Origin of the sequence: Devosia sp. LjRoot3, assembly GCF_964252865.1 — a bacterium.
GTDB lineage: Bacteria > Pseudomonadota > Alphaproteobacteria > Rhizobiales > Devosiaceae > Devosia.
In genome coordinates this window covers 164,029-176,541 of the sequence record NZ_CAXUPK020000005.1, presented here as the reverse complement: position 1 = coordinate 176,541, position 12,513 = coordinate 164,029, and the positions used below count along the sequence as shown (strand labels likewise).

Annotated in this window: 11 protein-coding genes; 6 read left to right on the top strand and 5 right to left on the bottom strand. The window is 62.1% G+C overall.

The annotated features are described in order from the left end of the window. Positions 1-37: 37 nt before the first annotated feature. From alaS to recA, 3 genes are all read right to left on the bottom strand, one after another. Positions 38-2,677, bottom strand: a complete 2,640-nt coding sequence (alaS, locus tag ACSQ2A_RS18140; RefSeq protein ID WP_436073362.1) for an alanine--tRNA ligase — start codon at positions 2,675-2,677, stop codon at positions 38-40. Positions 2,678-2,936: 259 nt separating this feature from the next. Then, a complete protein-coding gene (locus ACSQ2A_RS18135) occupies positions 2,937-3,281 on the bottom strand; it encodes an endonuclease domain-containing protein (protein ID WP_436073361.1) in 345 nt (114 codons plus the stop codon). Positions 3,282-3,414: 133 nt separating this feature from the next. Continuing rightward, the gene (gene recA, locus ACSQ2A_RS18130; RefSeq protein ID WP_295411658.1) at positions 3,415-4,491 is read right to left on the bottom strand and encodes a recombinase RecA; all 1,077 of its coding nucleotides are present in this window, start codon (positions 4,489-4,491) and stop codon (positions 3,415-3,417) included. 278 nt (positions 4,492-4,769) lie between these two features. On the opposite strand from recA, the gene araD1 reads away from it, so the two are divergent. The 5 genes from araD1 to ACSQ2A_RS18105 all read left to right on the top strand — a co-directional run bounded on the left by araD1 (position 4,770) and on the right by ACSQ2A_RS18105 (position 8,418). After that, complete coding sequence (gene araD1, locus ACSQ2A_RS18125) at positions 4,770-5,762, top strand: AraD1 family protein (RefSeq protein ID WP_436073360.1); 993 nt, start codon at positions 4,770-4,772, stop codon at positions 5,760-5,762. Between the two features lie 75 nt (positions 5,763-5,837). Next, positions 5,838-6,860, top strand: a complete 1,023-nt coding sequence (locus tag ACSQ2A_RS18120) for an aldo/keto reductase (protein ID WP_436073359.1) — start codon at positions 5,838-5,840, stop codon at positions 6,858-6,860. Between the two features lie 58 nt (positions 6,861-6,918). After that, entirely contained in the window at positions 6,919-7,272 is a 354-nt protein-coding gene (locus ACSQ2A_RS18115; RefSeq protein ID WP_436073358.1) for an ArsR/SmtB family transcription factor, read from the top strand. Between the two features lie 10 nt (positions 7,273-7,282). Then, on the top strand, positions 7,283-7,771 hold the full coding sequence (locus ACSQ2A_RS18110; RefSeq protein WP_436073357.1) for an SRPBCC domain-containing protein: 489 nt from the start codon (positions 7,283-7,285) through the stop codon (positions 7,769-7,771). A gap of 2 nt (positions 7,772-7,773) precedes the next feature. Then, positions 7,774-8,418 carry a glutathione S-transferase family protein gene (locus ACSQ2A_RS18105; RefSeq protein ID WP_436073356.1) on the top strand — a complete coding sequence of 215 codons (645 nt, stop codon included), beginning with the start codon at positions 7,774-7,776 and terminating at the stop codon, positions 8,416-8,418. 89 nt (positions 8,419-8,507) lie between these two features. Here the strand turns inward: ACSQ2A_RS18105 and ACSQ2A_RS18100 are convergent, their stop codons facing one another. Beyond that, positions 8,508-8,903 (bottom strand): DUF2237 family protein, encoded by a 396-nt coding sequence (locus ACSQ2A_RS18100; protein ID WP_436073355.1) that lies wholly within the window; start codon positions 8,901-8,903, stop codon positions 8,508-8,510. A gap of 250 nt (positions 8,904-9,153) precedes the next feature. After that, positions 9,154-11,724: a cell cycle histidine kinase CckA gene (cckA, locus tag ACSQ2A_RS18095; protein ID WP_436073354.1), complete on the bottom strand. Its 2,571-nt coding sequence runs from the start codon at positions 11,722-11,724 to the stop codon at positions 9,154-9,156. 208 nt (positions 11,725-11,932) lie between these two features. Between cckA and ACSQ2A_RS18090 the strand changes: the two genes are divergently transcribed. Then, the gene (locus ACSQ2A_RS18090; protein WP_436073592.1) at positions 11,933-12,466 is read left to right on the top strand and encodes an AAA family ATPase; all 534 of its coding nucleotides are present in this window, start codon (positions 11,933-11,935) and stop codon (positions 12,464-12,466) included. The last annotated feature ends 47 nt before the right edge of the window (positions 12,467-12,513 follow it).

Genomic DNA, 12,513 nt, shown 5'->3' with positions numbered 1-12,513 from the left:
CGCGGCTTGCACTATCCGAACATGGATCTTTTGCTGATTAGATCAGCGCGCGGATCGCCGCGACAGCGTCGTCGGCCTTGCTCGCATCCGGCCCGCCACCCTGAGCCATATCGGGACGGCCGCCGCCGCCCTGACCGCCGAGTGCGGCGGTTGCTGACTTGATCAGCGTGCCGGCGGCATACTTGCCGGTGAGATCGTCGGTGACGCCGATGGCCACGGTGCCCTTGCCGTCTTCGCCCTTGAGAACGATGACGACAACGCCGGAGCCGATGCGCTTCTTTTCGGCATCGACGACGGTCTTGATGTCCTTGGCGGCGACGCCTTCGACGACGCGGCCGACAAAGGTCACGCCATTGACGGTTTCGGTGGCATTGCCGCCTTCGCTGCTACCGCCGAGAGCCAGCTTCTGACGGGCATCGCTGAGGGCCTTTTCGGCGCTCTTGAGCTGGTTCTGCAGCGCTTCGATACGGTCGAGCACTTCGTGAGTGCCAGAACGCAGGAGACCAGCGGCCGAGGAAACGATGTTGACGTTGGTATTGCCGCGATGACGTGCGGCCTTGCCGGTGAGCGCTTCGATGCGGCGGACGCCGGCAGCCGAAGCCGTTTCGGTGACGATGGAGACGAGGCCGATATCGCCGGTGCGGCGCACATGCGTGCCGCCGCAGAGTTCGACAGACCAGCCGAGGCCGTTGCCCGTCGGCTCGCCCATGGAAACGACACGGACTTCATCGCCGTACTTTTCGCCGAACAGCGCGCGAGCGCCCGACTCCTTGGCTTCCTCGACACCCATCAGGCGGGTTTCGACCGATGTGTTCTGCAGGATGATTTCGTTGGCGATGTCTTCGACTTCGGCGATTTCCTGAGGGGTCATCGGCTTGGTGTGCACAAAGTCGAAGCGCAGGCGATCGGACGACACCATGGAACCCTTCTGGGCGACGTGATCGCCGAGCACGAGGCGCAGGGCTTCGTGCAGCAGGTGGGTTGCCGAGTGGTTCGAACGGATCGACGAGCGGCGCTCGTGGTCGACGATGAGCTCGACGGCCTGTCCGACCTTGAGGGTGCCCTCGGTGACCTTCACCTTGTGGCTGAAAACGCCGTGATGCTTGCCGGTGTCCAGAACTTCGGCCGCAAAGCCTTCGCCCTTGATCACGCCGGAATCACCGACCTGGCCGCCGCTTTCGCCGTAGAACGGAGTCTGGTTGACGACGACGAGGCCTTCCTGGCCGGCCGCGATGGCAGCGACTTCAGCGCCATCGATAAGGAGGGCCTTGATCTCGCCTTCGGCGGTCTCGGTTTCGTAGCCAAGGAATTCGGTCGGGCCGAGCTTGTCGGCAAGGCCGTACCAGACGGTGTCGGTCGCGGCTTCGCCCGAGCCGGCCCAGTTCTTGCGGGCTTCGGCCTTCTGCTGGGCCATGGCGGCATCGAAGCCAGCCTGGTCGACCGTGATGTTGCGGTTACGCAGCGCGTCCTGCGTCAGATCGAGCGGGAAACCGTAGGTGTCGTAGAGCTTGAAGGCAGCAGCGCCATTGAGCACGTCGCCTTCGCCGAGACCGGCGGTTTCGGCTTCGAGAATCTGTAGACCGCGACCGAGGGTCTTGAGGAAGCGACCTTCTTCGAGACGGACGGTTTCGGCGATCATGGCTTCGCCACGACTCAGTTCCGGATAGGCCTGGCCCATTTCGCGGACCAGGGTCGGCACGAGCTTGAAGATCGTCGGCTCATTGGCGCCGAGCAGGGTCGCATGGCGCATGGCGCGGCGCATGATGCGGCGGAGGACGTAGCCGCGGCCTTCATTGGAGGGCAGCACGCCTTCGGCAATAAGGAAGCTCATCGAGCGCAGGTGATCGGCAATCACGCGCAGGCTGCGATTGCCGGGGCCGTTGATGTCGGCATTGGTGGCATTCGCGGCTGCTGAGATCAGCGCCTTGAAAAGGTCGATGTCGTAGTTGTCGTGCACGCCCTGCATGACGGCGGCGACGCGTTCGAGACCCATGCCGGTATCAATGGACGGACGCGGCAGGCCCGTGCGCGAACCATCGGCATGCTGTTCGAACTGCATGAAGACGAGGTTCCAGATTTCGATCCAGCGATCGCCATCTTCATCCGTCGAACCCGGAGGGCCGCCCCAGACCTTGTCGCCATGATCATAGAAGATTTCCGAGCACGGACCGCAGGGGCCGGTATCGCCCATCTGCCAGAAGTTGGACTTTGCGCCGAGGCGCACGATGCGATCCTCGGAGAGGCCGGCGATCTTCTTCCAAAGCTCCATCGCCTCGTCATCGTCTTCATAGACAGTGACCATCAGCTTTTCGCGCGGCAGGCCCCAATCCTTGGTGAGGAGGTTCCAGGCGAGTTCAATGGCGCGGTCCTTGAAGTAGTCGCCGAACGAGAAATTGCCCAGCATTTCAAAGAAGGTGTGATGGCGCGCGGTGAAGCCGACATTGTCGAGATCGTTATGCTTGCCGCCGGCGCGAACGCATTTCTGGGCCGTGGTCGCGGTCGAATAGGGCCGCTTTTCGACGCCGGTAAAGACGTTCTTGAACTGCACCATGCCCGCATTGGTGAACATCAGCGTCGGATCATTGCGCGGCACGAGCGGGCTCGACGCAACGGCTTCATGGCCATTGCGGGCAAAGTAATCGACAAAGCTCGAACGGAGATCGTTTACGCTGGTCATCAACTAGCTTTCATGCGGAACGGACACGGCGCGCGTCCAATAGAAACGTGGCTTTCTATCGTGGCATCAGCCGAAATGTCCAGCTTTGCGGCGATATTGAGGTGGGAGAAAGTAGGGTCCGGTGCTTGTCACACCCCCACCCTCGTTCCCTCCTCACAAGGGGGAGGGAGGCGATGGGGTCGGCAACAGAGCAAACCGAGGCCTCTCTGCACACCGAACATCTAGGATCATGCGTCTCCCTCCCCCTCGTGGGGAGGGATCAAGGGTGGGGGGCGGCAAGCGCCGATAAAATGGCTTCCAACACCCCATCGAGATTGGTCATCACCTCGGTGTTGGTAAAGCGGATCACACGAAACCCGTCCGCAGAAATCCGCCGATCGCGGCGCTCATCATATGTTTGGGCACCAGCTACAAAATGAGTGTCGCCATCGACCTCAATCGCAAGTTTTGAGCCGTGGCACAGAAAATCCACGTAGTAGGGGCCGATCTGAGCTTGTCGGCGAAAGTGATGGCCCTGCTCTCGCAGTTCACGGAGGGCCAACCAAAGCTTTGCTTCTGGTCCCGGCATTGATTTCCGAAGCTGACGCGAGCGTTCGATGGTCACCGGCACCCCCACCCTCATTCCCTCCCCACAAGGGGGAGGGAGGCGCTAGACGAACTTTCAGCGAACAACCTAACCTAGAAAAAGACCCCCGCTTTTGGCGAGGGTCGGGAGATTGCATGGGATCGAGAGAGGCTTATTCGTCGCTGCCTGCATCGTCGTCGCCGCCGGCGACCAGGAGGACTTCGCCGAGGAGGCCTGAGCTTTCACGAACGCCCTGCTCGATGGTGGCGGCGATCTCAGGATTATCCTTGAGGAACTGACGGGCGTTTTCGCGGCCCTGGCCGAGGCGCTGGCTATCCCAGGAGAACCAGGCGCCGGACTTGTCAACGATGCCAGATTTTACACCGAGATCGAGCAATTCGCCGGTCTTGGAAATGCCTTCGCCATACATGATGTCGAATTCGACCTGGCGGAACGGCGGGGCAAGCTTGTTCTTGACCACCTTTACGCGGGTCTGGTTGCCCACGATCTCTTCGCGATCCTTGAGCGCGCCGATGCGGCGGATGTCGAGACGAACCGAGGCGTAGAATTTCAGCGCATTGCCGCCCGTGGTGGTTTCCGGCGAACCGTACATCACGCCGATCTTCATTCGGATCTGATTGATGAAGATGACGAGGCACTTCGACTTGGAAATCGAGGAGGTCAGCTTGCGCATGGCCTGGCTCATCAGGCGGGCCTGAAGACCGGGCAGAGCATCGCCCATTTCGCCTTCGAGTTCGGCGCGCGGGGTGAGCGCAGCAACCGAGTCGACGACGAGAACGTCGATGGCGCCGGAACGAACCAGCGTATCGGTGATTTCGAGAGCCTGTTCACCAGCGTCCGGTTGGGAAATGAGCAGGTCGTCGACATTGACGCCGAGCTTGCGGGCATAGATCGGGTCGAGCGCGTGTTCCGCGTCAACAAAGGCGCAGATGCCGCCGGCCTTCTGGGCTTCGGCAATGACATGCAGCGCCAGAGTGGTCTTGCCCGAGCTTTCCGGCCCGAAAATCTCGACGATGCGCCCCTTGGGCAGGCCGCCAATGCCAAGCGCAATATCGAGGCCGAGCGAACCCGTTGAAATCGATTCCACCTCGATCGAAGATGCTTCGCCAAGGCGCATGATCGAGCCCTTGCCGAAATTCCGTTCGATCTGGCTCAGCGCCGCAGCAAGAGCCTTGTCCTTATCCATCGATCCACCCTCAACAACGCGAAGCGGCGAGTTAGCAGCCATCATCTCTCTCCTTATTTCACGCTCTCGAGGGTCACGCAACGCGCCGGTTCGAGAGATCAATGTCCATTCATTGTGCTTATTTTGTTCTCATTTCGTTTCACTATTGTCAAGGGACAAAAAGAGAACATTCTATAGCGTCATTGGATGCCCTCCTAAGCTGATTCCCCGCTCGGTGGTGAGGTGATTTCCAAAAGTATGATTTTTGACTGGACAGGGTGTGGCCGGTTGCGTTTTATGCCGCCAAGCCGCTGAGAAGGCCCCAGGAGGCAAGGAAAGTCATGCACCTCATCCAGTATTTCGACGCCAATGGCGCGCGCGCCGTCGCCGTGACGCAGAACGGGGAAACCCGCCAGGTGCAGGGCGCGGCCAGCGTCTATGAGCTTGCGCAGGCTGCGCTGGCCAGTGGTGGCCTCGCTGCCGCGGTTGCCGCGCGCGGGCTTGGCGCGGTCGTCGACAAGGCAGCGTTGCTGGCCGAGGGCCGGCTTCTGTCCCCGATCGACCATCCCGATCCGACGCACTTGCACGTGACTGGCACGGGCCTCACGCATCTCGGTTCGGCCGCGACGCGCGACGCCATGCACAAGGCCAATGGCGAGAAGCCGGCGGGCGAACTGACCGACAGCATGAAAATGTTCCGTATGGGCCTTGAGAACGGCAAGCCGAAGAACGGCGAAAAGGGCGTGCAGCCCGAGTGGTTCTACAAGGGCAACGGACACATCGTCGCCAATCCGGGTCATGCCATCCCTTCCCCGTCCTTTGCGCTCGACGCGGGCGAAGAGCCGGAAATCGCGGGCATTTACCTGATCGACGCCAATGGACAGCCGCGCCGCCTGGGCTTTGCGCTGGCCAATGAATTTTCGGACCATGTGACCGAGCGGATCAACTATTTGTACCTGGCCCATTCCAAGCTGCGCGCCTGCTCTTTCGGGCCGGAACTGCGGGTGGGCGATCTGCCGAACCACATCGAGGGCAAGTCGCGCATTCTCCGCGACGGCAAGGTGTTGTGGGAAAAGCCGTTCCTGTCCGGCGAGGACAATATGAGCCACACCATCGCCAATCTCGAATATCACCACTTCAAGTATGGCCTTTTCTGCCAGCCGGGCGATGTGCACGTGCATTGCTTCGGTACGGCGACGCTGAGTTTTGCTGACGGCATTTCCACCAGGGAAGGCGACGCCTTTGAAATCGAGGAGAGCCAGTTCGGCCTGCCGCTGCGCAATCCGGTGCATGTGGAAGACGAAAAGCCCGTTGTGATCAACGGCCTCTACTAAGGTCGATCGCGCGGGCGCCTTTACTCGCCGCAACTAACATGTCAGTTAGTTTGCCGCGAATTGAGGAGCCCGCGCATGACCACCCGTACTTTCGAAAAGCGCCGTATCGGCCAGACCGCGCTTGAGGTCACGACGCTGGGGCTAGGCGCGGCGACGCTGTCCGGCAGCTTTCGTCCGGTGCCGCCCGAACAGGCGCGAGCGACGGTTCTGCACGCGATCGACAGCGGCATAACCTATGTGGATACGGCGCCGCACTACGGCTTCGGCCGTTCAGAGCATTTCGTGGGCGACGCGCTGCGCGAGCGACCGGGCAAGGCAGTTCTTTCCACCAAGGTCGGCCGCCTGATGAAGGCCGAGCGCAATGCCTTCGACCATGGCACGGAATTCGTGGATCCCTTCCCGTTCCGCCGGGTCTACGATTATTCCTACGACGGTATCATGCGCTCGCATGAGGACAGCCTGCAGCGGCTGGGCCTGAGCCACGTCGACATTCTCTATGTGCATGATCTCGGCGCGGGCACGCATGGGGTCGAAGGCAACAAGCCCTACTGGGAACAGTTCACCACCGGCGGCGGCTACCGCGCCCTGCGCGAATTGCGCGAGAGCGGCGCCGTCTCGGCCATCGGGCTGGGCGTCAACGAATGGCAGGTGTTGATGCAGGCCTTTGAATTGGGCGACTGGGACGTTTTCATGCTGGCGGGGCGCTATACCCTGCTCGAACAGACCTCGCTCTCGCCCTTCATGGAAACCTGCATCAAGCGCAAGGCGTCAGTGGTGGTAGCTGGACCATTCAATTCCGGCATTCTCGTCGGCGGCGACACGTTCGACTACAAGAAGGCGCCGGACGAGGTGGTGGCGCGCGTGCGCATCATCGAGGGCGTGTGCCGCGAATTCGGCGTTCCTCTGCCGGCGGCGGCGCTGCAGTTTCCGCTCACCCACCCTGCCGTGTGCAATGTCGTGCCGGGGCCGCGTTCGCCGGAAGAGCTTGATGGCATCCTGGCTTGGTGGGATGCCAAGATTCCGGATGAGCTTTGGACGACCCTGGCGGCAAAGGGGCTGCTCGCCGCGGGCACGCCTATTCCCGGCGGCACTGCTTGACGACGCGCCAATCGCTCCGCTATACATAACCAAATAGTTTTGTACGGAGCCTCTTGGAATGGCCGATACCGCGCGGCTGGACGCGACCTTTCACGCCCTATCCGATCCGACGCGCCGGGCCATCCTGGCGCGGTTGGCGCGAGAGGGCGATGTGACGGTCATGGATCTGGCCGAACCATTCGCCATGAGCCAGCCGGCGATTTCGAAGCACCTCAAGGTTTTGGAGAAGGCGGGGCTGGTGTCGCGGGGGCGCGATGCGCAGAAGCGCCCGGTGCATCTTGAGGCGCAGCCGCTGGCCGAGGTGACCGGCTGGTTGATTGAATATCGGAAATATTGGCAGGCACAGTTCGAGCGGCTCGACGATCTGCTGGAGGAGTTGCAGCAGCTCGAAAGGCTGGCGGGTAAAAACTAGGGAGAGACAAATGCAGTTTGGCGATCCGCTTTCGGTGACGTCTCCAAGCGATACGCAATTGGTGATCGAGCGCGCTTTCGTGGCGCCGCCACACCTGGTCTATGCCTGCTATACGCAGCCGAACCTGATCCGGCGCTGGCTGACGGGGCCGGATGGCTGGACCATGCCGGTTTGTACTTATGACGCGCGCGAAGGCGGCGGCTATCGGTTCGAGTGGCATGGACCGGACAATGCGTTCATGGCGGTCGAAGGCAAGATCGGCGCCCTCGACGCGATCCGCTATATCGACGCCGAGGAACGGTTTGACGCCGGCGTGATGGGCCCCGCCTATCGCTCGGAACTGGAATTCCGGCTGCAGGACAAGGGCACGCTGGTGGTCAACAGCTTTACCTACGAGTCCATGGCGCATCGCGACATGGTGGTGGCAACCGGCATGGCCGAGGGCATGGAGTTCAGCTTCAAGAGCCTCGATCGGCTGCTGGCGAGCGAGCAGGCCTAGGGATGCTGACGGTTTGGGGCCGGAAAACGTCATCCAATGTGCAGGCGCTGATGTGGTGCATCGGCGAGCTTGGGCTTGCCTATGAGCGGCACGATGTCGGCCATCGCTATGGCGGGAACGACACGCCGGAATTTCTGGCGATGAATCCGAATGGCACGGTGCCGGTGCTGCAGGACGGGATTGGGGAGCCGATCTGGGAGACCGGGGCGATCCTGCGTTATCTCGCGGCGCGCTATGGGGCGCCGGGTTTCTGGCCGAGTGATCCGGCAATGCGAGCGCCGGTTGATCAGTGGGCGGAATGGGCGAAGATCAACGTGACACTGTCATTCACCGGGCCGGTGTTCTGGCGGGTGGTGCGGACGGCGCCGTCAAAGCGCGATCCGGTGGCGATCGAGGCGGCGCTGGCAAAGCTCAATGGCGTCTTGGCGATTGCGGAGGCGCAGTTAGGGCGGCATGCGTTTCTGGCGGGAGCGGAGTTCACGCCGGCCGACATCCAGTTCGGGCATGTGCTCTATCGCTATTTTGATATCGATATCGCGCGGCAGGAGTGGCCCAATATCGAGCGCTACTATCAAGGCCTGACGCAGCGGGCGCCGTTCCGCGAGCATGTCATGGTGTCGTATGAGGAATTGCGGGTGGTGGACTAGGAGTGGTCCGCGGCTCCCCAGAATGGATTGCCGGGACAAGCCCGGCAATGACGATGGTGGGGAGAGCCCGGCACCCTCACGCTGAATAGTCAGTTCAAATCCAGCGCATAACCCTTTAGAATTCCAAGCGGAACGAGATCGAGAACCTTTCGGTTCGTCGCATGGAGATAGACCCGCGGGGCCATGCCGGCTTCGTGGGCTTGTAGCCAGCGGACGGCGACGAGGCACCAGCGGTTGCCGGGGACAAGGCCGGGAAAGGCGAATTCCGGGCGTGGGGTCGAGAGGTCGTTGCCGACCGATTTCGAAAAGGTCAGGAACTCCGCTGTGGTCTCGATGCAGATGATATGGACAGCTGCGTTCTCAGGGCCAGCGGCGCAGTAGCCGGTGCGGAAGAAGCCGGTCAGGGGATCGTCCGAGCAGGGCTGCAGCAGTTCGCCGAGGACGTTGTACTCTTCAGAGCCTTCCAAACTGGGCTGGGTCGTCACATCGGGCTCCTGGGACGTCACAAATATTCGCGGTCGACCAGTACCATAGCACAGTAGTCAGTGTGGCGAGGCGATTTGCGCGGCGGCGTCTGCTTCGGGCGCATGAGGCTTTCAACACGCACCGCGTCATTCCCGCGAAAGCGGGAATCTTTGTTTCCGGCTGGAAGGAGATTCCCGCTTTCGCGGGAATGACGCAGTGGGGGTGGAGACAATCAGAGACCGCTGGGCAGGGGGCTGAAGGTTCCCTGCCCTAGCCGTCGAGCTTATCCTGGCGCTGGAGCACTTCCTTGACCTTGGAATTGATCTGGTCGAGCGAATAGGGCTTGGGCAGGAAATCGACGCTCTGGTCGTCTTCGATGTCGCGGCGCACGCTTTCTTCGGCATAGCCGGAGACGAAGATGATCTTCAAATTCGTCATCTTGTCGCGAATGACCTTGAGCATGGTCGGGCCGTCCATTTCGGGCATGACCACATCGGAGATGATGAGATCGACCTCGTAGTCGAGGTCTTCCAGCACTTCCAGCGCTTCTTCGCCACCATCGGCTTCGAAGACTTCGTAGCCCGTGGTGCGCAGGGCGCGGGCGGAGAAGGCCCTTACGCTTTCCTCGTCTTCCACAAGAAGGATGCGTTCGTGGCCGGTGAGATCCTTGGCCGGCGCGGCGGCGGCGATTGTCTTGGCCGCGACTTCTTCAGCGGTCGGGACGTAGCGCGGCAGGAAGATCTTGAAGGTCGTGCCCACGCCGACGGTCGAGACCGGATAAATGAAACCTTCGGTCTGCTTGACGATGCCATAGACCGTGGAAAGGCCGAGGCCAGTGCCCTTGCCCAGTTCCTTGGTGGTGAAGAAGGGTTCGAAGATCTTGGCCATGACCTCGGGCGACATGCCGGTGCCGGTGTCCTGCACGTCGATCAGGACGTAGTCGGCCGGGACCATGCCTTCGAATTTATACTCGCGGGCATCGTCCTCGGTGACATTGCTGGTGCGGACGGTGATCGAGCCACCATCGGGCATGGCGTCGCGGGCATTGACGACGAGATTGATGATGACCTGCTCGAGCTGCACGACGTCGGCGCGGACGGGCCAGATATTGCGGCCGTGCTCGACGGACAGCTGGTTCTTTTCGCCGATCATGCGCTTCAAAAGCACCGTCAGGTCATCGACGATCAACGGTAGCTCAAGCACCTGCGGGCGCAGGGTCTGGCGGCGCGAGAAGGCCAGGAGCTGACGGGTGAGGCCCGCAGCGCGATTGGCGTTCTGCTTGATCTGCATGAGCTCGCTGAAGGACGGATCGCCCGGCTTGTGCTTGAGCAGCAGGAGGTCCGAGAAGCCGATGATGGCGGTGAGCAGATTGTTGAAATCGTGCGCGACGCCGCCAGCGAGCTGGCCGACGGCCTGCATCTTCTGGCTCTGGGCGAACTGGGCTTCGAGCTTGCGTTGGTCGGTCATATCGAGGGCATAGACATTGACCTGCTCGGGCGAGCCGGCGCTGACTTCCGAAGCCGAGATATAGAGGCGGACGGCGCTGTCGCCTTCGACGCTGAGCTGGGCATCGACGGGCTCGACCTCGGTGCGCTGGGCCGTGGCGTCCGACAAGGCCTTGGCCAGCTTGTCGCGGCTGCCTTCGCCGATGAGATCGTGCAGCGGCTGCAGTTCCAGGCTTTTTTCCTCGCCGGACCAGCGGAAGATGCGGCCGAAGGGCGCATTGGTGCGCACAATGCGGCCTTCCCCGTCGAGAGTGGCGATAGCAAAGGGCGTGTCGTTGAAGAAGCGCGAGAAGCGGACTTCGGCGGCGCGGAGTTCTTCCTCGTTTTCGGGAGCGCTGGAGCGGTCGAGCACGAGGGTGCGGGTTTCGCCCAGTTCGCCATCGGCAAGGCGGGCGGCGCGGTGCAGGAGGCGGACCGGCAAGGCGGTGCCATTGCGGCGCACGAGGTCGATATCGATGATCTCGGTGGTGATCTCACCATCGCGGCGGCCGCGCATCAACAGGGTCGCTCCATCGCCACGGACGACATCGCTGAGGCTAAGCTGGCCGGCATTGAATTCGGCAAGGTCATAGCCCAGCCAATCGGCCAGGGTGGAATTGAGATACTGAATGCGGCCATGCGCATCGGCAGAGAAGAAGCCTGCCGGCGAGTGATCGAGATAGTCGATGGCGCGTTGCAGGTCGAGGAAGGCGGTTTCGTTGTTTTCGCGGTCGCGGGTGATGTCCTCGACGGTCCAGCCGACGATGGGCTTGCTGGTTTCGTCGGTCGGCGGCAACGGGCGCACCGAGACGCGATACCAGAAGGCGCGGTTGGTTTCGGTCTGCGAGCCGCCGAGGCCACCGACAATGCGGATATCCTCGATGGCATTGCGGCCATCCTTGGCGGCGCGGGTCAGCCGGTACATGGCTTCGCCGGCATCGGCCTGGCCCGAAAAGAGCCGCGGCACGCTGACGGGCACGCCATTGTTGAGTGCGCCGGCAAAAGTGCCATAATGGGCATTGGCATAGGCAATCTTGCCATCGCGATCGGCAACAACGATGCCGCGGCCGACCGTGTCGACCAGGGCCCGCGCAATGGTGCGACGCTCTTCGGCGGCGGCGAAGCGGAAAAGCCCCGCGGCAAGGCCGAAGAGGAAAAACACCCCGGCCACGGCCAGAAGGCCGACAAAAACCATGACCACTTCAGGCGGCAGACGATCACCAAACAGGGCAAAGGTGGCTGCGGCGCCGATGATGACGAGGCCAAGCGCGGCGACGCGCCAAAGGCCGGCTCCACCCCGGGGCGAGGCGACCAGCGGATCGGGATAGTTGTCCTCGCCGAGCGGGGTCGTGGCCATGGGTCGAAAGCTCCAGCGTTAGGACCAATCGCCTCTCGCCCGATGCTGAGGCGAGAATACGGCTGGTCCCCAACCTGCCCCGATTCGGGACACTCCCTCTGGTCTATCAAATGGGTCGCCGCCATGGGAGTGCGAAGGCGGTTTTTCACACGACGAGACCGAACCGAAGGCGATTTGCACACCCCAATCTTACGCGAGGAGACGAAAAATAGATCGCTTCATCATCATTTCAGGCTGTTCGGGCGGCGGGAAATCAACGCTGCTTGAAGAACTGGCGCGCCGGGGCTTCTCGGTGATCGAAGAGCCGGGGCGGCGCATCGTGGCGGCAGAACTGGCGGGAGACGGCAAGGCCCTGCCCTGGATCGACGCCGAAGCATTCCTGCGCAAGGCCATCGCGCTTTCACTGGAAGACCTGCAGCGGGCGAGAGCCCTGCCCGGCCGGGTTTTCTTTGACCGCGGCCTGCTCGATGCGGCTTCGGCGCTGGCGGCGATGTCAGGCGAGCCGGTCCTGCAGCAACTTGCGGGGCAATGGCAGTTCCACGCCCAGGTGTTCCTCACCCCGCCGTGGCCGGAAATCTACCGGCAGGATGCCGAGCGGCAGCATGGGCTCGATGCGGCAATCGAGGAATATGAGCGCTTGCTGAGGGATTATCCGGCGCTGGGATACAAAGTGGTGGAATTGCCGAAGGTCTCGGTGGGTGAGCGGGCGGACTTACTGCTGGATCGCGTGGCGCAGCCGTGACATGGCCTAACGCCTTGGCCGTCTTGCCAATATTTTCCCGCCGGAGT

Bases quoted from the DNA above. Each gene is read 5' to 3' on its own strand.
- alaS (WP_436073362.1), bottom strand. From the start codon at position 2,677: ATGACCAGCGTAAACGATCTCCGTTCGAGCTTTGTCGATTACTTTGCC.
- recA (WP_295411658.1), bottom strand. From the start codon at position 4,491: ATGGCTGCTAACTCGCCGCTTCGCGTTGTTGAGGGTGGATCGATGGAT.
- araD1 (WP_436073360.1), top strand. From the start codon at position 4,770: ATGCACCTCATCCAGTATTTCGACGCCAATGGCGCGCGCGCCGTCGCC.
- ACSQ2A_RS18120 (WP_436073359.1), top strand. From the start codon at position 5,838: ATGACCACCCGTACTTTCGAAAAGCGCCGTATCGGCCAGACCGCGCTT.
- ACSQ2A_RS18115 (WP_436073358.1), top strand. From the start codon at position 6,919: ATGGCCGATACCGCGCGGCTGGACGCGACCTTTCACGCCCTATCCGAT.
- ACSQ2A_RS18110 (WP_436073357.1), top strand. From the start codon at position 7,283: ATGCAGTTTGGCGATCCGCTTTCGGTGACGTCTCCAAGCGATACGCAA.
- ACSQ2A_RS18105 (WP_436073356.1), top strand. From the start codon at position 7,774: ATGCTGACGGTTTGGGGCCGGAAAACGTCATCCAATGTGCAGGCGCTG.
- cckA (WP_436073354.1), bottom strand. From the start codon at position 11,724: ATGGCCACGACCCCGCTCGGCGAGGACAACTATCCCGATCCGCTGGTC.